The following is a 24,367-nucleotide window of genomic DNA, read 5'->3' as shown; positions in this document are numbered from 1 at the left end:
CGCCTGGCCTGGTGTGGCGGGGCGCCGCGCCGCGGCGCGCCGCCGCGGCGCCGGGCCAGTGCGTCGGCACAACCGGAAGCACGTCGCGCCGCGGAAGTCCGCGGCGCGACGTGCTTCCGGTTGTGCAGCGGCACGTCACACCGCGGATCACCCCGGTCCGCCTGCGCACCGCTCCCACGAACGCTCCCACGAACGCACCCGCACCCGCACCCCCTCCCGCACACGGCGACGGCCCGGCCCCACGCGGGGACCGGGCCGTCGGCCTGCGGGCGTCGGACGCTACGCGGACTTCTCCACGCGCTTCGCGCGGGGACGCGGCACGATCGTCGGCGCGGCGTTCTCGAGCACGGACTCGCGGGTGATCACGACGCGCGCGACGTCGTCGTCCGACGGCACGTCGAACATGACCGGGCCGAGGACCTCTTCGAGGATGGCCCGGAGGCCGCGGGCACCGGTCTGGCGCAGCACCGCGAGGTCCGCGATGGCCTCGAGCGCCCCGCGGTCGAAGTCGAGCTCGACACCGTCGATCGCGAACATCCGCTGGTACTGCTTCACGAGCGCGTTCTTCGGCTCGGTCAGGATCTGCATGAGCGCCGCCTGGTCGAGCTGCGACACCGTCGTGACGACGGGCAGACGACCGATGAACTCGGGGATGAGCCCGAACTTGTGCAGGTCCTCGGGCAGGACGTCGGCGAACAGGTCCTGCTGGTCGAGCGGGCTGTGCAGCGGAGCGCCGAACCCGATCCCGCGCTTACCGACGCGCGACGACACGATGTCCTCGAGTCCCGCGAACGCCCCCGCCACGATGAACAGCACGTTCGTCGTGTCGATCTGGATGAACTCCTGGTGCGGGTGCTTCCGACCGCCCTGCGGCGGGACCGACGCGGTCGTGCCCTCGAGGATCTTGAGCAGCGCCTGCTGCACGCCCTCGCCGGAGACGTCGCGCGTGATCGACGGGTTCTCCGCCTTGCGCGCGATCTTGTCGACCTCGTCGATGTAGATGATGCCCGTCTCGGCACGCTTGACGTCGTAGTCCGCGGCCTGGATGAGCTTGAGCAGGATGTTCTCGACGTCCTCGCCCACGTACCCGGCCTCGGTCAGGGCGGTGGCGTCGGCGACGGCGACGGCACGTTGAGCCGCTTCGCCAGGGTCTGCGCGAGGTAGGTCTTGCCGCAGCCGGTGGGCCCGATGAGCAGGATGTTCGACTTCGCGATCTCGACGTCGTCGCGGTCCTCGGCAGCGGTGATCTGCCCCTGTGCACGGATGCGCTTGTAGTGGTTGTAGACAGCCACGGCCAGCGCACGCTTCGCCGGGTCCTGGCCGATCACGTACTCCTGCAGGAAGTCGAAGATCTCGCGGGGCTTCGGCAGCTCGAAGTCCCCGCTCGTGGTGTCCTCACCCGCTTCGGCGAGGCGCTCCTCGATGATCTCGTTGCACAGCTCGACGCACTCGTCGCAGATGTACACCCCCGGCCCGGCGATGAGCTGCTGGACCTGCTTCTGGCTCTTGCCGCAGAAGGAGCACTTGAGCAGGTCAGCGCTCTCCCCGATGCGTGCCATGTCGGTGCCCTCCTTGGATGACCGGTGCAGTTCAGCGATGCAGGCTGGTGACCCGCCCGATGTGATCGACTCTAACCGCATCCGGTGACACCCACGGCGACGCCGTCCGGCCTGTCCCCACGCGTTCGCCCAGGGCGTGCACACCTGGTACCGTTGGCACGTTCCTCTACAAGTTGTAGAAAACCGGAAGGACCCCATGACGAAGCGCCTCGCCCTCCTCGGCACCGGAACCCTCGGCGTCACCGCCGCGATCGTCCTCGGCACCGCGGCCGCCGCGAGCGCACACGTCGAGGCGGATGCGACCTCGACGGCGGCGAACTCGTACACGACCGCGACGTTCTCGGTGCCGCACGGTTGCGACGGCTCCCCCACCACCAAGCTCGTCTTCCAGGTGCCCGAGTCCGTCATCGAGGTCACGCCGACCGTCAACCCGAACTGGACGATCACGAAGGCGACCGAGCCCTACACCGCCCCGTCGAGCAGCGCTGCGAGCGACGAGGAGTCCGAGGCCGGCGCCGAGCGCGTCACGAGCGTCACCTACACCGCGAAGACCCCGCTGCCCGCCGACGAGCGCGACACCTTCTCGCTGTCCTTCGCGCTGCCCGACGGCAAGCCGGGCGACCGCGTGGCCTTCCCGGTCGTGCAGACCTGCGAGCAGGGGTCGACCGACTGGGACCAGGTGCAGAAGAGCGGCGAGTCCGAGCCGGAGCACCCCGCGCCGTCGATCGTCCTGACCGCCGCCAGCGCGGCGAGCGGTGACGACGACGACGCGACGACGGCCACCGCGAGCGACACCACGACCACCGCGGCGCAGCCCGACCTGGTCGGTCGCTTCCTCGGCCTCGGTGGCCTGGTGGTCGGGGCCGTCGGCCTGGTCGTCGCCGTCGCCGCCACGCGCCGCCGGGACGCCTCGAAGTGACGCGGACCGCACGGCCGACGCGCGCCCGTCGGTCCCCGGGTGACCGGCGTCCGGTCTGGAGGCCCGTGGCCGCGACCGCCGCGACCCTCGCCGTCGCGGGCGGCGCGGTCCTCGGGCTCGCCGCCCCCGCCAGCGCGCACAACTACCTGGTGTCGTCGACGCCGAAGGTGGGCGGGACGCTCACCGAGCTCCCCGACCGCTTCGACATCACGACGAACGACCGGCTCCTGGCGATCGGCGGGTCGGACTCGGGCTTCGCCTTCCGGGTCATCGGCCCGGACGGTCGCTACCACGAGGACGGCTGCGTCTCCGTGGACGGCCCCTCGATGACCACGAAGGCCGCCCTCGGCGACTCCGGGAAGTACGAGGTCGAGTGGCAGATCGTCTCGGCCGACGGCCACACGGTCTCCGACCGGTACGACTTCACCTGGAAGGCCCCGGCCGGCTTCTCCCCCGACCGCGGCACCGCGACGCCGGCGACCTGCGCCGACGACAGCGGGGGCGGCTCGGGGGCCGCAGCGTCCAGCGCACCCGACGCCGCATCCGGTGACACCGGCGACTCGAGCGCGACCGACGCCCTGTTCATCGGCGCCGGTGGCATCGTCCTCGCCGGCGTCGTCGTCGCGGTCCTGCTGCTGCTCCGACGCCGTCCCGCTGCCCCGGCGACCGACGACCACGACGAGGACTGACACCCTCCCACCGGACCGGCACCGCGCCTCCAGGCCGGAGCCGCATCCTCGACGCCGCACCGGACACGACGAAGGCCCCGCACCGATCGGTGCGGGGCCTTCGAGCGTGCAGCGCTACTTGACGAGCGCCGGAAGGTTCTTGCGGCTCGTGAGGACCTGGTCGATCAGGCCGTACTCGAGTGCCTCTTCCGCGGACATGATCTTGTCGCGCTCGATGTCGTTGTTGACCTGCTCCGGGGTCCGGTTCGAGTGCTTCGACAGCGTCTCCTCGAGCCAGGTGCGCATGCGGAGGATCTCCGCCGCCTGGATCTCGATGTCGGACGCCTGACCGCCACCCTGCTGGACGGCGGGCTGGTGGATGAGCACGCGGGCGTTCGGCAGCGCGAGACGCTTGCCGGGGGTCCCCGCGGCGAGGAGCACCGACGCGGCCGAAGCGGCCTGGCCGAGGCAGACCGTCTGGATCTGCGGACGGATGTACTGCATCGTGTCGTAGATCGCCGTCATCGCGGTGAACGAGCCACCGGGCGAGTTGATGTACATCACGATGTCGCGGTCCGGGTCCATCGACTCGAGCACGAGCAGCTGGGCCATGACGTCGTCGGCGGACGCGTCGTCCACCTGGACGCCGAGGAACACGATGCGGTCCTCGAAGAGCTTCGCGTACGGGTCCTGCCGCTTGAAGCCGTAGGCCGTGCGCTCCTCGAAGCTGGGGAGGATGTAGCGATCGGACGGAGCCGGGACGTTCTGCGCGCCACCGAGCATGGGGAGGTGCATTCTCGTTTCCTTCTCTTCGGTGGTGGTCAGTTGGACTCGGGCTCGGCTGCCGCGGTCGGCGTCTCGCCGTCGCTCACGGTGCCGCCGCCGCCGACGACCTCGACCGACGACGCGCGGAGGTGGTCGACGAAGCCGTACTCCAGGGCCTCCTGCGCCGTGAACCAGTTGTCACGGTCGTTGTCCTTGAGGACCTGCTCGATCGTCTTGCCGGTCTGCTCCGCCGTGAGCTCCGCCATCCGCTGCTTCATGTCGAGGATGACCTTCGCCTGCGTCTGGATGTCGGCAGCGGTGCCGCCGAAGCCACCGGACGGCTGGTGCAGGAGCACGCGGGCGTTCGGGGTGATGTAGCGCTTGCCCGGGGTGCCCGACGAGAGCAGGAACTGCCCCATCGAGGCGGCGAGGCCGATGCCCACGGTGACGATGTCGTTCGGCACGAACTGCATCGTGTCGTAGATCGCCATGCCCGCGGTGATCGAGCCACCAGGCGAGTTGATGTAGAGGTAGATGTCCTTCTCGGGGTCCTCGGCGGCGAGCATCAGCAGCTTCGCTGCGATCTCGTTCGAGTTGTCGTCGCGGACCTCAGAGCCGAGCCACACGATCCGGTCTCTCAGAAGGCGGTCAAAAACACTGGGGTTCAGTGTCGCTTCGGCCATGGAAAAGCTCCCGTTCAGTTGTCGCTTGATGTCGAACTTATCGGGTGCAACGCACCACTTCGCGTCTGTTCGCTCTGGGCGGTCGGATGGTGCCGGGACGACGGACGGGAGGCACGGTGCCAGCTGGCACCGTGCCTCCCGTCCGTCAGCGCGTCGCGTTACTTCGCGTCGGCCTCGGTGACCTCGTCGGCGTCGGCCGACTCGTCGTCAGCCGACTCCTGCGCCACACCGGCGGTGAAGGCGGACAGGTCGACGGCGTCGCCGTTCGTGTCCTTGACGGTGACCTTCGACAGGACGGTCGCGACCGCCTTCGAGCGGGCGACCTCGCCGACCATGCCGGGGATCTGCCCGTTCTGGTCGATCACCTTGATGAACTCGGCCGGCTCCATGCCGTACTGCGACGCCGCCTGGATGAGGTACTGGGTGAGTTCCTCCTGGGAGACCTGGATCTCCTCCTTCTCGGCGATGGCGTCGAGGAGCAGCTGCGAGCGGAAGGCCTTCTCGCTGGACTCGGAGACCTCCTTGCGGTGCTCCTCGTCCTCGAGACGGTTCTCCTGCTCGAGGTGACGGTGCACCTCGTCCTCGATGAGCTGCTCCGAGATCGGGATGTCCACGTCCTCGATGAGCTTCTCGACGAGCTTGTCGCGAGCCGCGGCGCCCTGACCGAAGGTCTTGGACTTCGCGATCTGCTCCTTCAGGTCCGCCTTGAGCTCGTCGATGGTGTCGAACTGGCTGGCGATCTGGGCGAACTCGTCGTCGGCCTCGGGGAGCTCGCGCTCCTTGACGGCGGTGACGGTGACGGCGATCTGCGCGGTCTCGCCCTCGCGGTCGCCACCGACCAGCGTGGACTCGAAGGTGGTCGACTCACCGGCGGTGAGCGACTCGAGCGCCTCGTCGATGCCCTCGAGCAGGTCGCCCGAGCCGATCTCGTAGGAGACGCCGGTGGCCGAGTCGACCTCGTCGTCACCGATGGTGGCGGTCAGGTCGATCTGGGCGAAGTCGCCGGTCTCGGCCGGGCGGTCGACCGTCACGAGCGTGCCGAAGCGGGTGCGCAGGTTCTGCAGCTCCTCCTCGATCTCGTCGTCGGAGACCTCGACGGCGTCGACCGTGAGCTCGTACTGGTCGTACGCGGGGAGGTCGAACTCGGGACGGACGTCGACCTCGAAGGTGAGGACGAGGTCGCCCGAGAAGTCCGCGACGTTCGGGAGCTCGGCGACGTCGGCCTCGGCACGGCCGAGGATGCGCAGCTCCTGCTCCTCCACCGCCTGGCGGTAGAAGGTGTCGATGGCGTCACCGACGGCGTGGTTCAGGACCTCGCCGCGGCCGACGCGCTGGTCGACGATCGCCGGCGGGACCTTGCCCTTGCGGAAGCCGGGGATGTTGATCTGCTCGGCGATGTGCTTGTAGGCGTGGTCGATGCTCGGCTTGAGATCGTCCGGCGTCACGTTCACGGTGAGCTTGACGCGGGTGTCGCTCACCTTGTCGACGGTGCTGGTGGCCAAGGGATGTACTCCTGTTGGTTGACGTTCGAGTGGACCTGGTCGGGGCGACAGGATTCGAACCTGCGACCTCCCGCTCCCAAAGCGGGCGCTCTACCAAGCTGAGCTACGCCCCGTGACTGGGCCAGGTGACCGCGCACGCCCGAGGGCACGCACGACCGCGACGAGTCTAGCGGTCCCCCGCTGCCTGGTTCCCGGGCGGCGTGCCGCGTGTGGACGGTTCCTGCTCGGCGCTGCGCCGCAGGCCCCGTCGCCACCGCACCCCGACGGCGACCTGCACCCCGAGCGCGGCGACCACGAGCGCGACGCCGAGGACGATGCGCCAGACGTGCAGCAGGGCGTGCCAGGGCTGGGCCTGCGGGTCGCCGAAGGCCTCGGGACGGAGCGAGAACACCACGGCGGCGACGGCGAGCAGCGCGAACGAGAGCACCCGGGAGCGCTTGATCCGGCGCGTGTCGGAGCCGTCCGGCTGCGGCAGCACGTTCGATGGCATGTCGGGGGCCGTTCGTCCGCTACGATGGTGGCGCTGCGGACTGGTGCCGCAGTGCGGGGATGTAGCTCAATGGTAGAGCCCCAGTCTTCCAAACTGGCCACGCGGGTTCGATTCCCGTCATCCCCTCCACGTCCTCTTCACGGCTTCCGACCGGCGCTGCGCCGAAACTCGGTTCCCGTCATCCCCTCCACACCGTCGTCGCGATCAGGCGGTCGTCTTCGTCAGGCCGTGCTCGGTCTTCTCCCAGTAGTGCGGCCGGGTGATCAGCTGCCACAGGCCCTTGTACGCGGCGACCGAGTGCAGGATCCAGTACAGCGGGTTGAGGAGCGCCCAGCCCATCAGGTCGAACCGCCCGCGCTTGTACGGTCCCATCATCGTCAGGTAGATCATCGTGGCGTTGCCGAGCAGGAAGTCGAGCACGCAGAGCCACAGCACCGGCGCCGGGAACAGCGGCGCGGTCCAGTCGGCCGGCAGCACGAGCGTCGCGATCGTCACGAGGACGCCGGGCAGCATCCCGAGGAACGTCAGCGGGGTCCCCGCGATGAGCAGGGCGAACGCGGCCGCGCGACGCGGGCCGATCTCGCGGACGAGCGCTCGCGGCCGTCGCGCGTGCACGAGGGCGGTCTGCATGTACCCCTTGATCCACCGGGAGCGCTGCCGGACGAAGTTCGGGATCGAGGTGTTCGCCTCCTCCATCGTCGTGGAGTTGACGACGGCGACGCGGTACCCGACGGCGGACGCGCGGATGCCGAGGTCGGCGTCCTCGGTCACGTTGTAGGGGTCCCACCCGCCGAGCTCGCGGAGCAGCTCGGCGCGGAAGTGGTTCGACGTCCCGCCCAGCGGGATCGGCAGCTGTCGCGCGTCGAGGCCGGCGAGCATGTAGTCGAACCAGTACGAGTACTCGAGCGTGAACATGCGCGTGAGCGCGTTCTCGTCGGCGTTGAAGTAGCTCAGCGCCGCCTGCACGCACACGGTGTCGTCCCCGGCGCGGTCGAAGGTCAGGAACACCTTCTTGAGCTGGTCGGGGTCGGGACGGTCCTCGGCGTCGTAGATGACGACGTACTCCCCCTGCGCGATGGCGAGGCCGACGTTGCACGCGCGGGGCTTCGTCTGGGGTGACCCCGGCGGGACGATGACGATGCGCATCCAGTCCGGCGGGGCTGCGTCGATGACGGCCTCGCGGGTCTCGTGGTCCTCGGCCTCGACGAGCACCAGGACCTCGAGCCGGTCCTTCGGCCAGTCGAGCACCTCGAGGTTCCGGACGAGGTCGTGGACGATGTTCGCCTCGCGGAACACGGGCACGAGCACGGTGTAGGTCGGCAGGGCGGCGTCGTCCAGGGCGGCGACGTCCTCGGCCGAGACCTGCTCGACCAGGTCGAAGCGGGCCCCGACCATCGACACCCAGAACTTGAAGAGGATCCCGGCCAGGAACCCCAGGGAGAGCACCGCCGTCGCGACCGCGACCGTGCTGCCCGGTGCGAGGACGAGGCACACCGCGAACAGGAGCAGGGCGACCGCACCGCCGACCCGTTGTCCTCGTGAGAGGACGGTCCGTGCGGACAGCGCCGGGTTCGTCCGGGCGAGACCGTGGGCGGCGAGGTCGGCGACCTCCTCCTCGAGCTCGTACGCGATGCGCTGCCGGACGTCCGCCTCGGATGCGCTGCGGAGGACGACGGGTTCGCCGAACTCCTCGGTGAGCGCCGCCCGGAGGACGTCCGGGTCCGACCGACCGCTGGTCAGGACGAGGACGCCCTCGCGGATGCGGGCGGACGCGACCCAGCCCTCCTCGACGTGCCGCTGCACGGAGCACCGGTGCCGCGGTCGCCAGTCGACGTCCTCGCCGCGGTGCCGACCGGTCCCACCGACCACGACGGTCGGCTCGGCGTCCACCGGCGGCCGCGCTCCGACGGCGGTCACCGGAGCACCACCGCCACGACGGCGTGCATCCACTCGACGACGACCTGGCGTTCGGAGGCCGCGGCCCACGCGAGCGGGACCTGCAGGACGGCGAGGACGACGACCAGGGTGCTGGTGACCCGGCCGGCGACCGGCGGCAGGATCGCGATCGCGACGCTGAGCATCGTGACGAAGACGTTGCCGGCCGTCGCGACCGGCACGAGCCCGATCGCGTACCCGCCCACGGTCCCGACGAAGAGCGCCGCGACGAGGGCGATCGCGCCGGGCCGGCGGACGAGCAGTGCCAGGGTGGCCCCGGCGACGAGCATCGTCACCAGGAGCAGGCCGTCCGCCGAGGCGAAGAGGTGGCGCAGGCCGTCGAGTCGCTCCTCGGACACGCTGATCGTCCCGCGCAGCGCCGCGAACGGGTCGTGGAGCACCATGAGGTCGAGGACGGCCGTCGAGAGCGCGACGGCGAGGCTCGGGAACACCAGGACGAGCACGTTCGCCCGCCGGATGCCCCGCTGGTCGTGCCGTGCCAGGTCGAGCAACGGGGCGGCGAGCGCCGCGATCCCGACGTAGACGAAGCCCATCGGGTCGACCAGCGTGGACAGCATCAGCGCGAGGCCCGCGCGGAACCCCGCCTGCGTGTCCCCCCACGCGAAGAACCGCACCATGTCGACGACGGCCAGGGCGAAGAGGGCGATGCCGAGGAACGCCTGCAGGTCGTCGAGCGCGAGGAAGGCGTACAGCGGGTTGGCGCCGAGCGCGATCGTGAACGCGACGACCTCGCGCATGCGCAGGCCGCGGCGCAGCATGTCCTGCGCGAGGAGCTGGAGCAGCACGCCGGCGACGATCCCGCCGAGCACCGCGGCACCCTGCACGCCGAAGGGCATGAAGCGCAGGAGCACCCCGGAGAGCAGCGGCCAGAGCTGCCCGATGGCCGGCACCACGCCGCCGTCGAGCGCGGCCGTCGCCCGGTCGAGCGTCACCTGGTTGCCGGTCAGCCCGATGAGCGGCGTCGTCGTGATGCGCGACGCCACGAGCGCGAGGGCCACGTAGGGCAGCGCGAAGGCGGCGCGGAGCAGCCACCGGACGGCGACGGACGGCAGGGGCCGCAGCGGTGCGGGTGCCGGCACCGCACCGGTCGGCGCCGGGTGCGAGCGGGAGAGCGTGACGGTCATGCGGCTCCTCCGGGTGAAGCACGCAGGAGTGTCCTGCACCGTCCATTCCACCCCGTGTCCCCGGAGCGCGACAGCCCACGAACGGGGTACAAGCCGGTCCCCCTCGTGGCGGACCGACCAGCACCGGGTGCGCCGGGTCAGTGCACGTCGGTCCCGTCCGTGACCGTGCTGTCGGCCGCGATCAGCTGCAGCTGCGTCAGCACCACGGGTGTGGCAGCCTCGAACGCCAGCGTCCCGCCGGTCACCCCGCCCGCGAACCGGAAGACCCGGGTCTGCCCGGCCCAGGTGAACGCCGCGTCCCGCTCCTCGACGGCGTGCACCACCGTGCCGTCCGCACTCCGGAGCACCGCACGCCACGAGGCCGTCACCGGCACTGCCGCGGTCACGGTGTACAGGGACGTCCCTGCCGCGGTGACCGGCACCGTCACCGACTCCCCTGCGGCGAGCGCCACCGGGGTCAGTCCGGTGTCGTCGGTCAGGGGCGACGCCCCCACGGGCAGGACGTCGTCGGGGGTGTCCCGGAAGCCGTGCAGCTCGGACGCCGAGACCGGTCGGGTGTCCGCAGCCCACCCCGTCGGGGCCTCCGCCAGAGTGACGACGATCCGCTCCGCGGCGGCGACCACCGTGTGCGGGATGCTGATCGAGTCCCACGGCTCACCGTCGACCGTGACGGACGCGATGAACCGTCCGTCCCCGGCGGTCTCGATGACGGTGGACGCGCCTCCCGGCCGTCGCAGGACCGTCCGCCGGACCGACGGCGGGACGAGCACGTAGGTGCCGGTCGCCGGTGCCAGCGGGTACAGGCCGATCGTGGCGAGGACGTACCAGGCGCTCATCTCGCCGTTGTCCTCGTCGCCCGGGTACCCCTGACCGAGGTCGGAGCCGACGAAGAGCCGGTCGAGGCACTCGCGGACGATGCGGTGCGCGTCGTCGTGCCGTCCGGTGAACATCGGGAAGAACGGGATGTGGTGCGCGGGCTGGTTCGACAGGCCGAGCATCCCCGTGCGGACGTCGCGCGCCTCGGTCATCTCGTGGATGGCGAACCCGTAGGACCCGGACCGGTCGGTGGCGCCGGTCTCGGGCCGCTGCAGGAACCGCTGGAAGGCGTCGTCGAAGCCGGCCGGTCCACCGTGCAGGTCGACGATCCCGGCGCCGTCGTGCGGCGCGGTGAACATCGTGCCCCAGGCGTTGGTCTCGGTGTAGTCGCTCCCCCACACGTCCGGGTCGAAGTCGTCCCCGGACCGCCAGGCGCCGTCCGGCGTGCGGCCGATGAAGAACCCGCGCTCCCGGTCGAAGACGTTCCGGTAGCGGAGCGAGCGGCGTGCGAACCACTCATGCTCGGCCCGGTACCGTCGCTCGCCGCCCGCGTCACCGGTGGCCGCGGCTCGCGTGGCCATCGTGTCGGCCAGGACGGCGACGCCCCAGTCGTTGATCGCGGCGTCGAGGGTCCACGACATCCCCTCGTCGGTCGCCGTGTCGACGTACCCGCGGAGGTCACCCGGGAGGCTCCCCTTCCGCCCGACGCGTCGGTCCGGTGACGGGACGGTCGCGTTGCGCACCGCGGACCGGTACGCCTGCTCGACGTCGAAGCCGTCGACACCCTTCGCCACGAGGTCGGCGAGGACGGTGTCGCTCGTCGTGCCGGTCATCACGTCCTCGGCCCCGGGCGCACTCCACCGCGGAGTCCACCCGCCGTCGGTGAAGTGGCCGACGACCCCCTCGGCGAGGTCGGCGGCGGTGTCGGGCGTGAGCAGCGCGAGCAGCGGCCAGGCGGTCCGGTAGGTGTCCCAGAACCCGTTCGTGGTGGTGAGCGGGCCGTCGACGACCTCGGGCCCGGGCTCGTCGCGGATCGGCACGGTCAGCACGCCGCCGTACGGGGAACGGTGTCGCGGGCTCCCGGTCAGCGCGGTCTCCCCCGCCCGGGTCGGGTGGAGGAACGCCCGGTACAGGCCGGAGTACAGCGAGACGAGCTGGTCCGGGGTGGCGCCCTCGACCAAAAGTGTGTCGAGTTCGGCGGTCCAGCGTTCCTCGGCGTGCTGGTGCATCGTGTCGAAGTCACCGGCGGCGTCGAGGTTCGCGGCCGCGTCCTCGGCGGACACGGTGGAGATGCCGAGGAGCACGTCGGTGTCACCGGCGACCTCGACCCGTCCGCGGAGCTCGCCGTCGACGAACGTCGTCCGGTCGGCGAGGGCGTTCCCGATCCGCACGTGCACGTGGTGCGGCGGCGTCTCGATCCGGTCGTCGAGCAGGGCGTCGACGACCGCGGTGCCGTCCTCGATGCGGACCGTGCACGAGCGGAGGACGCCGTGGTGGTCGAGGACGATGCTGCGGACGCCTGCGAACCGCCACGCGAGGGCGAACTCCCCGGCGGTCATCTCGGCGGTGACGCCTGCGTCGAGGGTGACCCGGTAGCGGTGCGGGCCGTCGGCCTCGTCGACGTGGTCGAAGCCGAGCGCGCGGGCGGTCCGGTCGAGGTCGGGGTCGGCGAGCGGGGAGGGCATGACCTGGAACACCCCGCGGTCGGCCATCCACGGCGAGGGCAGGTGACTCGTCGCGAACGCCTGGATCGTGGGCCGGTTGTCGCTCCGCCGGTTGTGCTCCTGGTAGGCGTACGGCCACCGGCTGTCGGCAGCGTCGGTCATCGGCAGGCCGAAGACACCTCCGTGCGGGAGCCCGACGAGGGGCGCGGTGTTGCCGCGCGAGAACGTGCCGGACGAGTGGGTGCCACGCGTGGTGCGGACGTGGTCGAGCGGTCGGGCACCCTCCGGCAGGTGGCCGGTCGCGCGCCCGGCGGGTCCGATCCGGACGTCGTCGAGCCAACCGCGGACGGCGGTGCCGGGGTCACCGTCGGGCGCGGGCCGGTCCGCCCGGCCGAGCCGGGCCTCCAGACGGTCCACCGTCCGGCCGACGTGCGCCGACAGGTCGACGGTCCGCCGGTTCCACTGGTCGACCCACTGCTTGCGGGCGTCGTCCTGCGCCTCGGGGGTGACGAGGTCGCCGTACTGGTCGCGGGCGCCGCCCGCGCTGAGTCGGGTGCCGTCGGTGAAGACGACGTCGAGTGCGAACGCCGTGGCGGCCCAGAACCGGTCGAGGTCCGTGGTCGTCGGCTCGGTCCGCCCGTCGGGCAGCGACCGCTCCGGGAACCAGACCCAGGTCAGGACGTCGGTCGGCCCGACGTCGTGACCTCGGTGCCCGTCGAGGACCTGCACGGTCCCCGTCGGGTCGGTCTGCTCGATCGGGGTCGCCTGCTGCGAGACGAACCCGACCCCGTTCCGGGCCGCGACCGCGGTCACGGGGCCGGTCGGGCCGCCACGGCGTTCAGCACTCATCGGTCGGTCGTCCTCACTCGTGGGTCGTGCTCTGCCCGTACAGCACGTTCGTCAGCCCGGACACGTACCCGCTGACGTCGCCGTCCGGCAGGTTGTACGTCATGAAGACGCCGTACCCGTCGGCCTTCGAGCGCTGCGCGAGCGACACCGCCGTCGACTGCGGGGTGTTCTGGATGTCGACCGCCGCCGCCGAGAGCCGGTCCTTGCCGAGCCCCGGGATCGACGGCGCCGAGTACGTGCCGTAGTAGGGGTTCCAGGCGTAGTCGAGCTGGGAGCCGATCGCGCTGCTCGACGACGACAGGGCGTCGGACGCCGGGCCGATGTCGTAGAACGAGACGAGCTTGTCGGGCATGTCGGCGCGCAGGGCGCTGACGAGCCAGCCGATCGACTGCTGGTTCGGCTGCGGGGTGCCGTCCGTGCCGTAGTCGGAGTACTCGTCGTCGAGGTCGACCCCGTCGAGGCCGTACTCCGCGACGGTCGCGGAGACCTGGGCCGCGAAGTCCTCGGCGGCGGCCTGCGTCGGGAAGTTCGCGATGCCGGTGCCCTGGTGGTTGCCGAGGATCGACAGCGACACCTTGATGCCCTTCGCCTGCAGCGGCCGGATCTGCGTGGCGGCGTCGTCGAGGGTGCGCTGCACGTTCTCGTTGGCGTACAGCACCGCGTTGCCGTCCGCGTCGCGGTTGATGTTCGCGGCGAAGATGATCGCCACGTCGAAGGCGTTCGCGCCGTTCGCGAGCCGGTAGCGGCCGACGTTCGCGAGCTGGTCGTTGTTGACCTCGACGTAGGCGATGCTCGTCGGGCCGTCCTTCGTGGGGACGTCGTGCGGCTGCTTCCCGTGGCCGACGCCGTGGTACGCGCCGACCCCGTGGGAGAGGCCGGTCGGGGACGGTGCCGCCGACGCTGCGGCCGGCACCATCGGTGCTGCGAGCATCGCGGCGAGCGCCGCCACGATGCCGATCTTCACGGACTGCTTCATGTCACTCCTCATCGAGTGGTGGCCCGGTCGACCGGTGCCGACCGGGGACCGCCGCCGGGGATCCCGAACCCCCGGCGGCGGGGGTCTCAGGCGCGCGGGTAGCGGAAGGTCCGGACCTCGTACGCGTCGACCGGGAAGGCCGCGACACCGTCGGTGAGCGCGGCGACGCCCGGCAGGGCGTCGTCGACCTCCTCGAGCAGCGTCACCTCGACCGGGTCGCCGAAGACGCCGGGCTCGGCCACGGCGATGCCGCCGGTCCCCCGCCGCCCGCTCGGCTCGTACACGCGGACGACCAGGTCGCCCGAGCGGTCGTCGGCGAGCTTGACGCTCGACAGCACGACGTCGCCCGACACCTGCACGAGCGGCTCGAACCCGTGGGCGCCCGTGAGGCGCCGTGCCGGGGCGTTCATCACGATGCCGGCCGCGGTCGCGCCGAGCTGGTCCGTCCCGACGACGATGCCGTACCGGTGGGTCTGCACGCCCTGGTCGGTCTCCGGGTCGGGGAAGCGCGGTGCGCGGAGCAGCGAGAGCCGGACGGTGGTGGTGACGTGGCCGTCGACGGCGTCACGGGTGGTGTCGAAGCCGTGGATGGACGAGTTCACGAGGGCGACCCCGAACCCGGGCTCCTCCACCAGCACGTAGCGGTGCATCGACGTCTCGAACTTCGCGGCCTCCCACGAGGTGTTCGTGTGCGTGACGCGCTTCTGCGCGCCGAACTGCGTCTCGGCGACCGTGTGCTCGGCGCGGACGTCGAGCGGGAACGCCACCTTGAGGAACTTCTCGGTCTCGTGCCAGTCGGTCGTCTGGTCGAACTCGAGCGTGCGGGAACCGGGCGCGAGCACGATCTCCTGCGTGACGGTGGAGTCCCCGAACGAGCGCGACACGACGATGCGCGCGATCCCGGCGGCGTCGACCGATGCGTCGAGCGAGTCGACGGAGACCAGGTCCTCGACCCGGTTCCGGTAGTACCGGTCGACGTCCCACGCGTCCCACATGTTCGGGAAGTCCTGGTGCAGCTGCAGCAGGTTCGCGGCCTGCCCCGGGGCGATCGCGTCGCGTCCGGTGGCCAGGTCGACGGCGCTCGTGACGAGCCCCTGTGCGGTCACGACGATCCGCACCAGGTCGTTGGTGAGCACGTACCCGCCGTCCTGCCGGGCCAGCGAGACCGGCTCCGCGGTGGGCACGTCGGTCGCCGGGAGCGCACCCTGCGCGGGAGCACCGGCCTGGAGGACCGGGGCCGGGTTGACGACGACGGTCTCCGTCCCGGGGCCGGCGAGTGCCGACAGCGCGTCCTCGATGATCGCGGTCAGGGCTGCGGCCGTCTCCGCGTACTTCGCGACCGCCTCGCGGTGCACCCAGGCGATCGAGGTGCCGGGGAGGATGTCGTGGAACTGCTGCAGGAGGACCTGCTGCCAGAGCGCGTCGAGCTCGTCGTACGGGTACACGAACCCGGTGCGTGCCGCGGCGGTCGTGGCCCAGAGCTCGGCCTCGATGAGCAGCTGCTCGCACCGGCGGTTGCCCTGCTTCGTCTGGTGCTGGCTGGTGAGCGTGGCGCGGTGCAGCTCGAGGTACAGCTCCCCCACCCACACCGGCGGGTCCGGCAGCTCCGACTTCGCCCGGTCGAAGAACGCGTCCGGGTGCTCCCACCGGACCTTCGCGCTGCCCTCGAGGTCGGCGAGGCGTTCGGCCGTGCCGGTCATCTCGCGCGTCGTGCCCCCGCCACCGTCACCCCACCCGACCGGGGCGATCGACCCCGTGGCGAGGCGGTTCTCGCGGAACTGGCGGGAGGCCTTCGCGACCTCCTCCCCGGAGAGCCGGGAGTTGTAGGTGTCCATGGACGGGAAGTGCGAGAAGACCCGCGACCCGTCGATGCCCTCCCAGAGGAAGGTGTGGTGCGGGAACTTGTTCACCTGGTTCCACGAGATCTTCTGGGTGAAGAACCACTCGAAGCCCGCGCGGCGCATGAGCTGCGGCAGCGCCGGCGAGTACCCGAAGCTGTCCGGCAGCCAGACGCCCTTCGGCCGGATGCCGAACTCCCGCTCGAAGAACCGCTGTCCCTGCGAGAACTGCCGCACGATGCTCTCGCCCGTCGGCATCACGGTGTCGGACTCGACCCACATGCCGCCGAGCGGCAGGAAACGACCCGCCTCGACCGCGGCCTGCACCCGAGCGTAGACCTCGGGCCGGTGCTCCTTGATCCAGGCGTACTGCTGCGCGCTCGACATGCCGTAGAGGAAGTCGTCGGTCTGGTCGATGAGCTCGGTCATCGTCGAGGTCGTCCTGGCGACCTTCCGGATCGTCTCGCGGACGGGCCACAGCCACGCGGAGTCGATGTGTGCGTGCCCGATCGCCGAGATCGTGTGCGCCGAGGCCTCGGCGGGCGCGGCGAGCACGTCGGCGAGTGCGGCGCGGGCGTCCGCTGCCGTCCCGACGATGTGCTGCAGGTCGAGCCGGTCGAGGGCGTCGTCGAGTGCCTGCAGGATCCGCATCCGCCGCGGGCCGTCGGGCAGCTGGGCCTGGAGTTCGAGGAGGACCTCGAGGTCGAGCGACAGGTGGTGCACCTCGGACGCGAACACCGCGAGGTCCATCCGGCGGCTCGTGTACAGCCGCTTCGACGACGAGGTCTGCACGTCGCCCTCCTGCGTCGGCAGGAAGGGGTGGTAGTCGAGCAGCACCGGGTTCGACGCGGCCTCGACGAAGAGCTCGACGGTCTCGCCGCCCTCGGCCCGCTCGGTGACGAGCACCCACTGGTTCCGCGGGTTGATCGACTTCACCGGCGTGCCGTCGGCCAGGTACACGAGCCCCTCGCACTGGAACCCGGGCATGTTCTCGTCGAAGCCGAGGTCGATCACCGCCTCCACGCGCTGCCCGGCGTACTCCTGCGGGATCGTGCCGGACAGCCGGAACCACGTGGTGCCCCAGGCCGCGCCCCACGGCGTCCCCACCTCGTACGGCGTGAAGTCGAGCTGCAGACCGGCGGCGGGCGGGACCGGCTCACCGGGCAGCTCGTGCCAGGCGGCTCCGAGCGGCACCGCGGTCGCGTGCACCGCGGGCAGGATCCGCTCGTCGAGGACCCGTCGGGCGCGTCCGGTGGTGAGGGGGATGTCGTCGTGCATGGGGTCCTTCCGGGTGGACGGATCGGGGCGTGGTCGGGCGGGGCGGTGGGCCGTGGTGGGCCGGGGTCAGGGCATCGTCGCGGGGTGGGCGATCGACAGCGCGGTGCCGGCGAGGTCGTCCGGCACCTCCACGGTGCTCCTGATGCCCCTGGCCGCGGTGTGCGCGGTGTCGGGCAGCCGGGAACGCAGCACGACCTGGGGTCCGCGGCCGTCCGTGGCGGACTCGGCGCACGCGAGCCACGCGGCCGCGAACCGGCCACCGGGGGCGCAGTCCGCACGCACCCCGTACCGGGGCGAGCCGTCCGGGAGCACGTCGTCCAGCACGACCGCGGTGGTCGGCGGCGCCGCTGAGGCGGGCAGACCGGTCCGGGCCAGGGCGGCGAACGCCTCGCCCGCGGGCTTCAGCCGGCCGTCGTTCGTGAACAGCCCGAGGTCGTACTCGAGCTCCGGGAAGTCGGCGAGCGACCGTGCGACGTCGTGCGAGCACCACCAGGTCACCCCGAGCAGGTCCTGGGCGCCGGCGACGTGCCGGATGGTCCGGTCGGTGAACGCGGCGGCGTCGGCCGGGTCGACGACGTTCGTCGGGGCGCCGACCTCCTGCAGCCAGTTCGGTCGACCGGGCTCACGGTTCCAGGCCGCGGCGAGCTGGAGCAGGTACTCCCCGTGCCGCACCGACCCGGCGCCGAGTGCGCCGTGCAGGGCCGCGGACCCGTTGAACACCCACGAGTGCGTGACCGTCGCGTCGCCGTGGTCCGCCGCGTGGGCCGGACCGAAGGGCTGCGTGTCGTCGTACCAGGCCGCGTCGTACTGCGCGACGGTGACCAGCGGCGCAGGACGCGACCCGGGGGCGGCAGGAGCCGACGAGGCGGACGCGGGTGGTGCCTCCCGGCCGGCGGACGACCCGACCGTGGACCCACCGGACAGCCCGCGCCGCGCCGCCGCGACCATCGCCGCGGCCCACGCGTGTCCCTGTTCCGCGGTGATGTCGTGCGGTGCGGGGTGCGGTGCGTGCGCGAACTGGTTGACCTCGTTGCCGATCGAGATGCCGAGCAGGTTCGGCTTGTCGGCGACCGCCGCGGCGAGTGCCTCGACGTACGCGGCCGTCGACGCGACCACGTCCGGATCGGTGAACATGTTCCGGCGGTGCCAGCTGTCGAGCCACGACGGCACGAAGTCGAAGCTCGACAGGTGCCCCTGCAGCGCGTCGACGTTCACGTCGAGCCCGAAGGAGCCGGCGATGTCGACGACGGTGGCGACGTCGCGCAACGCCGCCTCCCGGATGAGCGTCCGGTTCGGCTGGACGACCGGCCACAGCGGGAAGATCCGCACGTGGTCGGCACCGAGCGAGGCGATCTGCTCCATGTCCCGCGCGGTGTCCGCCGGCGAGAAGTCGAGCCACGAGTGGAACCAGCCGACCGACGGGGTGTGGTTGACACCGAAGCGCATCAGCCCTTCACCCCGCCCTCTTCGACGCCCTTGAAGAAGAAGCGCTGCAGGACGGCGAAGATCACGGCGATCGGGATGAAGGCGATCATGGTGCCTGCGGCGATCATGCGCTGGTCGGTCGCGAACGTGCCCTGCAGGTACTGGAGTCCCACCGTCAGCGTGAGGTTCTCGGGCGACTGCAGCACGATGAGCGGCCAGAGGAAGTCGTCCCACGCACCGATGAACGAGAAGATCGCGATCACCGCGATGGTCCCCTGCACGGCGGGCAGGGAGATGTACCGGAGGCGCTGCATCGCGTTCGCGCCGTCCACCACCGCGGCCTGGTCGATCTCCTCGGGGATCTGCCGGAACGCGTTGAACATGAGCAGCACGTTGAGTGCGGCGATCATGCCCGGCAGCGCGACGCCGACCAGGTTGTCGGCGAGCCCGAGGTCCTTGACCGTGACGAACTGGCTGATGATCGTCGCCTCGCCCGGCAGCACCAGGGTGGCCAGGAAGAGGCCGAGCACGAGCTTCCGGAAGCGCCACTGCAGGCGGGCGAGGGCGAACCCGGCGAGGGTGGCGAACACGATGTTGCCGAACACGTCGATCGCGGCGACGAGCAGCGAGTTGCCGATGTACCGGAAGACCGGGATCGCCGCCGCCACCTTGAGGTAGTTGTCGAACGTCGGCTCGCTCGGGATGAACGACGGGTTCGCGGTGTAGATGTCCTCGCCCGCACCCTTGAGCGAGGTGGAGAACTGCCAGAGGAACGGGCCGATCGTGATGAAGAGGACGACCACGAGCAGGACGTAGCGGACGACCTTCTCACGGGTGGACATGACGCCCCAGACCCGGCGGCGCTTCCGCGGTGTCGGACCGGAGGCGCGTCCGCGTGCCGTCGCGCCGGTCACGTCCGGTGCGGGTGCGGCGACGCCGGCGGCGCCCCCGATCACGGGTTCCGTGGTGCTGGTCGTGTTCGTCACTTGTCCGCCTTGCTGTTCATGCGCGCCAGGGCGAGCATCGGCACCAGCGTCACCACGAAGAGCAGCAGGCTGAGCGCGGACGCGTAGCCGAGGTTGCCGGTGAAGCCGCGGGCGTACTGCTGGATGAGCATGACGAGCGAGTTGTCCTGCCCGCCGGGTCCGCCGGTACCGTTGGTGAGGATGTAGAGCTCGCTGAACACGCGGAGCGCGCTGACGCACACCAGGATGCCGACGAGCGTCATGGTGCCGCGGACACCGGGCATGGTCACGGACCAGAAGCGGCGGACCGACCCGGCACCGTCGAGGGCGGCGGCCTCGTGCAGGTCCTTGCCGACGTTCCCGAGCGCCGCGAGGAAGATGATCATGTAGTAGCCGAGGCCCTTCCAGACCGTCAGGCTGATCGCGCTGATGAGCAGCAGCCATCGGTCGGTGAGGAACGGGATGCCCGCGCCACCGAGCGCCTTCACGATCTCGTTCACCACGCCGCGGTCGTCGAGGATCCACGTCCAGATGAGCCCGACCACGACGGCCGAGGCGATCACGGGCGTGTAGTACGCCGTACGGAAGAACGCGATCCCGGGGAGCTTCTGCTGCACGAGCACCGCGATGAGCAGCGGCAGGACGGTGAGCAGCGGCAGGCAGATCGCCATGTAGATGACGCTGTTGAGCAACGCCTCCCACACCTGCGGGTCGGCGAGCAGGGTCTGGAAGTTGCGGACGCCCACCCACTGGCTCACGCCCCCGAGCGGGCTGGCGTTCGTGAACGACAACCGGACGGTGTTGATCGACGGCCAGAGGCTGAACGCGAGGAGCCAGACGAGTGCCGGCAGGACGAGCAGCCAGGGCGTGAACCAGCGGTTGGCGCGCATCAGCCGTTGGCCAGGAGCGAGTTCATCTTGTCCTGCGCGGTCTGCAGGGCCTTCTCCGGCGAGACCTGCCCCTTCATGGCGAGGGCGATCTGCTGGTCGAGGAAGTCCGTCATCGCGGAGTTCGCCTCGACCGGGTTGAGGACCTTCGCCTCCTCGAGCGCCTCGTTCGCGAGCACGCGGGCCTTGCCGTTCACGGTGCCGTCGTCCTTCGAGAAGTACGGGTCGGCCTGCGACGAGACGGTCGACGGGAAGATGTTCACCTGGTGGGCGAACGCCTCCTGGTTCTTCGCGTTCGTCATGTACTGCGCGAACGCCTCGGCGGTGGCGAGGTGCTTCGACTTGCTGGACACCGACAGGCCCTGCACGTACAGCGGCGGGGTGTCGAGCGCCGGGCTGACGGTGACGTTGCCCGTGAGCGACGGGTTGCTCTTCTCCATGTCGGCGAGCGCGGTCGCACCACCGGTGGTCCAGGCGACCTTGCCCTGGGTGAAGAGCGTCGAGTTGCCGAGGTAGTCGCTGTTGAGGACGTTCGACGGCATGTAGCCGTCCTGGTACGCCGTCCTGTACCGGTCGATCAGGTCGGCGGCCTTCGACGAGTCCGCGAACGTGAACTTCGTCCCGTCCCCGTTGACCACCTTGACGCCGGCGAGCGTGAAGTCGCCGAGCCCGGGCTTCCGGCTCATCAGGTAGTCGTCCGGGCAGTTCTCGTGCATGGTCTTCGCCTGCGTGAACAGCTCGTCGGTGGTCTTCGGCGGGTTGTCCGCGTCGAGCCCGCACTTCGCGAACATCGTCGAGTTCCAGTAGTCGACGTCGGTGTTGAGGTACCAGGGGTAGCCGTAGGTGCCGTCGAGTCCCTTGTACTCGTACGAGTCCAACGCGCCGGCGACGTACGTGCTGCTCAGCGTGCTGTCGTCCTTCGAGACGTCCTGCAGGAACCCGCGCTTCGCGAGCGGCAGCGCGATGTCCGGCGGCAGGTTGATGACGTCCGGCAGCGAGTTCGACGACGCCTGGCTGAGCACCTTGTCCGCGTAGCCGTCGCCCGGCTGGTCCTGCAGCTTCACCTTCGCGTCGGGGTGTTCCTGCTCGAAGCCGTCGATGACGCCCTGCAGGTAGTCCGTGTAGGTCGGCGTGAGCGCCCAGGTCTGCAGGGTGATGGTGCCCTCGACCTTGCCGTTCCCTCCGCCGGTCGCGCCGCTGCTGCCGCTCGAGCAGCCGGTCAGGACGAGGGCGGTGGCCGCCGCGGTCGCGAGCAGCGCTGCCGCGCGGCCCCTCGTCGGTCGTGGTGTGGTCCTCATGGCGTTGTGACTCCTTCGTCATCCTGCTCAAGCGGTTCAGCCGTCGTGTGCTGCAACCGGGTTGCGTGCCACTGTGCGGGACTAAAGCGTTATAGTCAACCCCGTGCAACCGAAGCGTCGGACGACGATCGCCGACATCGCCGCCCGAGCCGGCGTGTCCATCAGCGCGGTGTCGTTCGCGCTCAACGACCGACCGGGCGTCTCCCCGGAGACCCGTCGACGGGTGCAGGAGATCGCGCGCGAGCTCGACTGGCAGCCGCACACCGCGGCGCGCGCGCTCGGTGGAGCCCGGGCGGGCTCGATCGGGTTCGTGCTGAACCGGCCCGCACGCACCCTCGGGACGGAGTCGTTCTTCGGCGACCTGATCTCCGGGATCCAGCTCGGTCTCGCGGGCACCCACGTCGGCATGACCCTGCTCGTGGCGCGGGATGCGGACGAGGAGCTCCAGACGTACCGGGACTGGTGGCGAGGCCACCGGGTCGACGGCGTCGTCGTGATCGACCCGAGACAGGACGACGACCGCCTGGCCCTGCTCGCCGAGCTCGGGATGCCGGCCGTCGTCGTCGGGTCCCACCCGTCACCGGCGGGTGCGGCGCCGAGCGTCTGGATCGACGACTCCGACGCCACCGAGACCGTCCTGCGCTACCTGCACGCCCTCGGTCACCGCCGCATCGCCCACGTCGCCGGTCCTCCGGAGTTCGAGCACACGGCGATGCGCACGGCGCGCCTCGAGACGTTCGCCGCGACCGAGGGGCTCGAGCGGACGGTGTCGATCCCGACGGACTACTCCGCGGAGGCCGGCGCCCGTGCGACGCGGACGCTGCTGTCCGGCACCGACCGGCCGACCGCGATCGTGTACGACAACGACGTGCTCGCCGTCGCCGGCCTCGGCGTCACGAGCGAGATGGGGATCGCGGTCCCCCGCGCGGTGTCGATCGTCTCGTTCGACGACTCCGCGATGATCCGCCTCGTGCGACCCGCGATCACGTCCCTGACCCGCGACACGGTCGAGCTCGGGCAGCGGGCCGCCGTGCTCCTGCGCGAGCAGATCGACTCGGGCGCGGTCCTGCCCTCACGCCCCGGCCCCTCGTTGACCCTGAGCGTGCGCGACTCCACCGGTCGCGCACCGACACGCCCGCACGGCGGCCGTTCCACACGCTGACCGCGCGGCTGACTTGACGCCGGTTCGAACACACGTTCGAATACCCCTGTGGGACGGCGTCGCGAGAACCGGTGGCAGCCCCCGGAACACCCGGAGGTCGAACGCCCGCGCGCCTACTCCCTGTCGGAGGATGCCCGCGGGCCCGACGTCTGCCACGCGGTCACCCCTGCACCCGTGTGGGCGTGGATCCAGTTCCCCACGTTCCACATCCGTGTGAAGGGCTTCGCGAAGAGCTGGACCCGTGACGCCGTGCTCGTCGAGTGGGCGCAGTTCGGGCAGCAGGCCGACGCCTGGGTCTGGCGGTCGGCCGTGAAGCACCGCACGCTCCGCGCCGACCCACGGCATCCGGGGAACGCACCGCATTGACTTCCACCCGCATCACGAGGATCGTTCTGCCCGTACCGCTTCGTCGAACTACACGATCATCGAGAAGTTCGACGGCCACGACCCGACGAGAGGAGGCACTGTGAAGAGGAACGAGGTGCCGTCCTGGGTCGCCCACGTGCTCACCCCGCCGGAGGTCATCGCGGCCTACGTCGAGCGCCGGATCAACGATCCGGCCCTGCTGTCGGGTGTGCAGTCGGAACCCACGTACGCGGACTTCCTGCGCGCCGAGTAGGCGGTCGGCCGGGAGGCACGACGGACGTCCCCGACGTCAGGGAACCTGCCCCGCGCCTCCCGTCCGACCCGCGTCCGGTCGCGCGCGACCGCGTCGCGCCGACAGGGTGACCCCGACGCTGGCGACGCTCACGCAGGCCAGGGCGACGACCTCCTGCACCGCGAGCTCCTCGTGCAGCACCACGAGGCCCGCCAGGGCCGCGATCGCCGGACCGAGGCTCTGCAGCACACCGAACACCCGGGTGGGCATCCGGCGGAGCGCGAGCATCTCGAGGGCGTACGGCAGCACGGTGGAGAGCAGCGCGACACCCGCGAACACGAGCAGCAGCGACGGGTCCCCGACCACGCCGTCGACGGCCGGACGGAGTCCGGTCGGCAGCGACACGAGCATCGCGACGACCATCGACACCGCCAGCCCGTCGACCCCGGGGATGGCGGCACCGACCCGCCGGTTCATCACGATGTAGCCCGCCCAGCACGCGGCAGCGGCGATCGCGGCGACGACGCCCCCGACCGCGGTGACCGCGGCCGGACCGACACCGAGCAGCACGACCCCGGCGAGCGCGAGGGCCGCCCACGTGACGTCCCGCCACCGTCGGGTGTGCGCGAGCGACAGGGTGAGCGGCCCGAGGAACTCGATCGTCACGGCGACGCCGATCGGGATGCTCGCGAAGGCCACGTAGATGAAGACGTTCATCCCGCCGAGCGCGAGGCCGAGCAGCACCGCGGCCGTCCACTGCCCGCGGGTCCAGTGCCGGACGCGCGGGCGCACGACGAGCAGGAGCACGAGCGCACCGATGACGAGCCGGAGCGCAGCGGCACCGACCGACCCGACCTCGTCGAAGCGGGTCTTCGCCAGCGCGGCACCGATCTGCACCGAGAGCATCGCGGCGAGGGCGAGCACCGGTGCGGGGACGCGGGTCAC

The 24,367-nt window shown here is 71.0% G+C and carries 19 protein-coding genes, 2 tRNA genes and 1 pseudogene; 6 read left to right on the top strand and 16 right to left on the bottom strand.

The window, feature by feature from the left end:
• Positions 1-279 precede the first annotated feature (279 nt).
• Positions 280-1,559 (bottom strand): annotated as a pseudogene (clpX, locus tag ACH0A8_RS12485) (ATP-dependent Clp protease ATP-binding subunit ClpX).
• Positions 1,560-1,755: 196 nt separating this feature from the next.
• Here clpX and ACH0A8_RS12480 point away from each other — a divergent pair.
• Positions 1,756-2,478, top strand: coding sequence for a YcnI family protein (locus ACH0A8_RS12480; RefSeq protein ID WP_251154786.1), 723 nt, complete (start codon positions 1,756-1,758; stop codon positions 2,476-2,478).
• 65 nt (positions 2,479-2,543) lie between these two features.
• The gene (locus ACH0A8_RS12475) at positions 2,544-3,167 is read left to right on the top strand and encodes a copper resistance protein CopC (protein ID WP_406907298.1); all 624 of its coding nucleotides are present in this window, start codon (positions 2,544-2,546) and stop codon (positions 3,165-3,167) included.
• 114 nt (positions 3,168-3,281) lie between these two features.
• Here ACH0A8_RS12475 and ACH0A8_RS12470 read toward each other — a convergent pair whose 3' ends face one another.
• The 5 genes from ACH0A8_RS12470 to ACH0A8_RS12450 all read right to left on the bottom strand — a co-directional run bounded on the left by ACH0A8_RS12470 (position 3,282) and on the right by ACH0A8_RS12450 (position 6,586).
• Positions 3,282-3,941, bottom strand: a complete 660-nt coding sequence (locus ACH0A8_RS12470; RefSeq protein WP_066653125.1) for an ATP-dependent Clp protease proteolytic subunit — start codon at positions 3,939-3,941, stop codon at positions 3,282-3,284.
• A 26-nt stretch (positions 3,942-3,967) separates the two neighbouring features.
• On the bottom strand, positions 3,968-4,594 hold the full coding sequence (locus ACH0A8_RS12465) for an ATP-dependent Clp protease proteolytic subunit (RefSeq protein ID WP_066653123.1): 627 nt from the start codon (positions 4,592-4,594) through the stop codon (positions 3,968-3,970).
• A 158-nt stretch (positions 4,595-4,752) separates the two neighbouring features.
• The gene (tig, locus tag ACH0A8_RS12460) at positions 4,753-6,096 is read right to left on the bottom strand and encodes a trigger factor (protein WP_066653120.1); all 1,344 of its coding nucleotides are present in this window, start codon (positions 6,094-6,096) and stop codon (positions 4,753-4,755) included.
• A gap of 36 nt (positions 6,097-6,132) precedes the next feature.
• Positions 6,133-6,209, bottom strand: a tRNA-Pro gene (locus ACH0A8_RS12455).
• A 53-nt stretch (positions 6,210-6,262) separates the two neighbouring features.
• A complete protein-coding gene (locus ACH0A8_RS12450) occupies positions 6,263-6,586 on the bottom strand; it encodes a hypothetical protein (RefSeq protein WP_311205901.1) in 324 nt (107 codons plus the stop codon).
• A 55-nt stretch (positions 6,587-6,641) separates the two neighbouring features.
• Between ACH0A8_RS12450 and ACH0A8_RS12445 the strand changes: the two genes are divergently transcribed.
• Positions 6,642-6,715: transfer RNA gene (locus ACH0A8_RS12445), tRNA-Gly, on the top strand.
• Between the two features lie 75 nt (positions 6,716-6,790).
• Here ACH0A8_RS12445 and ACH0A8_RS12440 read toward each other — a convergent pair.
• The 9 genes from ACH0A8_RS12440 to ACH0A8_RS12400 form a co-directional block, all read right to left on the bottom strand.
• Positions 6,791-8,503, bottom strand: coding sequence for a glycosyltransferase (locus ACH0A8_RS12440; RefSeq protein ID WP_406907297.1), 1,713 nt, complete (start codon positions 8,501-8,503; stop codon positions 6,791-6,793).
• Complete coding sequence (locus ACH0A8_RS12435; protein WP_406907296.1) at positions 8,500-9,666, bottom strand: hypothetical protein; 1,167 nt, start codon at positions 9,664-9,666, stop codon at positions 8,500-8,502. The genes ACH0A8_RS12440 and ACH0A8_RS12435 overlap by 4 nt, the downstream gene beginning before the upstream one ends.
• A 137-nt stretch (positions 9,667-9,803) precedes the next feature.
• Positions 9,804-12,995, bottom strand: coding sequence for a GH92 family glycosyl hydrolase (locus tag ACH0A8_RS12430; RefSeq protein WP_406907295.1), 3,192 nt, complete (start codon positions 12,993-12,995; stop codon positions 9,804-9,806).
• Positions 12,996-13,008: 13 nt separating this feature from the next.
• Positions 13,009-13,971: an endo-beta-N-acetylglucosaminidase H gene (locus ACH0A8_RS12425; protein ID WP_066653112.1), complete on the bottom strand. Its 963-nt coding sequence runs from the start codon at positions 13,969-13,971 to the stop codon at positions 13,009-13,011.
• Between the two features lie 86 nt (positions 13,972-14,057).
• The gene (locus ACH0A8_RS12420; protein WP_400427678.1) at positions 14,058-17,087 is read right to left on the bottom strand and encodes an alpha-mannosidase; all 3,030 of its coding nucleotides are present in this window, start codon (positions 17,085-17,087) and stop codon (positions 14,058-14,060) included.
• A 66-nt stretch (positions 17,088-17,153) separates the two neighbouring features.
• Complete coding sequence (locus ACH0A8_RS12415) at positions 17,154-18,533, bottom strand: glycosyl hydrolase (protein ID WP_400427680.1); 1,380 nt, start codon at positions 18,531-18,533, stop codon at positions 17,154-17,156.
• Positions 18,533-19,498 carry a carbohydrate ABC transporter permease gene (locus ACH0A8_RS12410; protein WP_200884135.1) on the bottom strand — a complete coding sequence of 322 codons (966 nt, stop codon included), beginning with the start codon at positions 19,496-19,498 and terminating at the stop codon, positions 18,533-18,535. The genes ACH0A8_RS12415 and ACH0A8_RS12410 overlap by 1 nt, the downstream gene beginning before the upstream one ends.
• Complete coding sequence (locus tag ACH0A8_RS12405) at positions 19,495-20,367, bottom strand: carbohydrate ABC transporter permease (RefSeq protein ID WP_058727596.1); 873 nt, start codon at positions 20,365-20,367, stop codon at positions 19,495-19,497. The genes ACH0A8_RS12410 and ACH0A8_RS12405 overlap by 4 nt, the downstream gene beginning before the upstream one ends.
• The gene (locus ACH0A8_RS12400) at positions 20,367-21,662 is read right to left on the bottom strand and encodes an ABC transporter substrate-binding protein (protein ID WP_406907294.1); all 1,296 of its coding nucleotides are present in this window, start codon (positions 21,660-21,662) and stop codon (positions 20,367-20,369) included. The genes ACH0A8_RS12405 and ACH0A8_RS12400 overlap by 1 nt, the downstream gene beginning before the upstream one ends.
• A 103-nt stretch (positions 21,663-21,765) precedes the next feature.
• On the opposite strand from ACH0A8_RS12400, the gene ACH0A8_RS12395 reads away from it, so the two are divergent.
• The 3 genes from ACH0A8_RS12395 (at position 21,766) to ACH0A8_RS12385 (ending at position 23,443) form a co-directional block, all read left to right on the top strand.
• On the top strand, positions 21,766-22,824 hold the full coding sequence (locus tag ACH0A8_RS12395; protein ID WP_251159824.1) for a LacI family DNA-binding transcriptional regulator: 1,059 nt from the start codon (positions 21,766-21,768) through the stop codon (positions 22,822-22,824).
• Positions 22,825-22,872: 48 nt separating this feature from the next.
• Complete coding sequence (locus ACH0A8_RS12390) at positions 22,873-23,190, top strand: hypothetical protein (RefSeq protein WP_066653100.1); 318 nt, start codon at positions 22,873-22,875, stop codon at positions 23,188-23,190.
• Positions 23,191-23,290: 100 nt separating this feature from the next.
• Positions 23,291-23,443, top strand: coding sequence for a hypothetical protein (locus ACH0A8_RS12385; protein WP_158407736.1), 153 nt, complete (start codon positions 23,291-23,293; stop codon positions 23,441-23,443).
• Positions 23,444-23,479: 36 nt separating this feature from the next.
• Here ACH0A8_RS12385 and ACH0A8_RS12380 read toward each other — a convergent pair whose 3' ends face one another.
• Positions 23,480-24,367, bottom strand: coding sequence for a DMT family transporter (locus ACH0A8_RS12380; protein ID WP_081984730.1), 888 nt, complete (start codon positions 24,365-24,367; stop codon positions 23,480-23,482).

Origin of the sequence: Curtobacterium sp. 179-B 9B NHS (assembly GCF_045370965.1) — a bacterium.
GTDB lineage: Bacteria > Actinomycetota > Actinomycetes > Actinomycetales > Microbacteriaceae > Curtobacterium.
The sequence above is the reverse complement of the archived record's forward strand: the minus strand, read 5'-3'. Positions and strand labels throughout refer to the sequence as shown.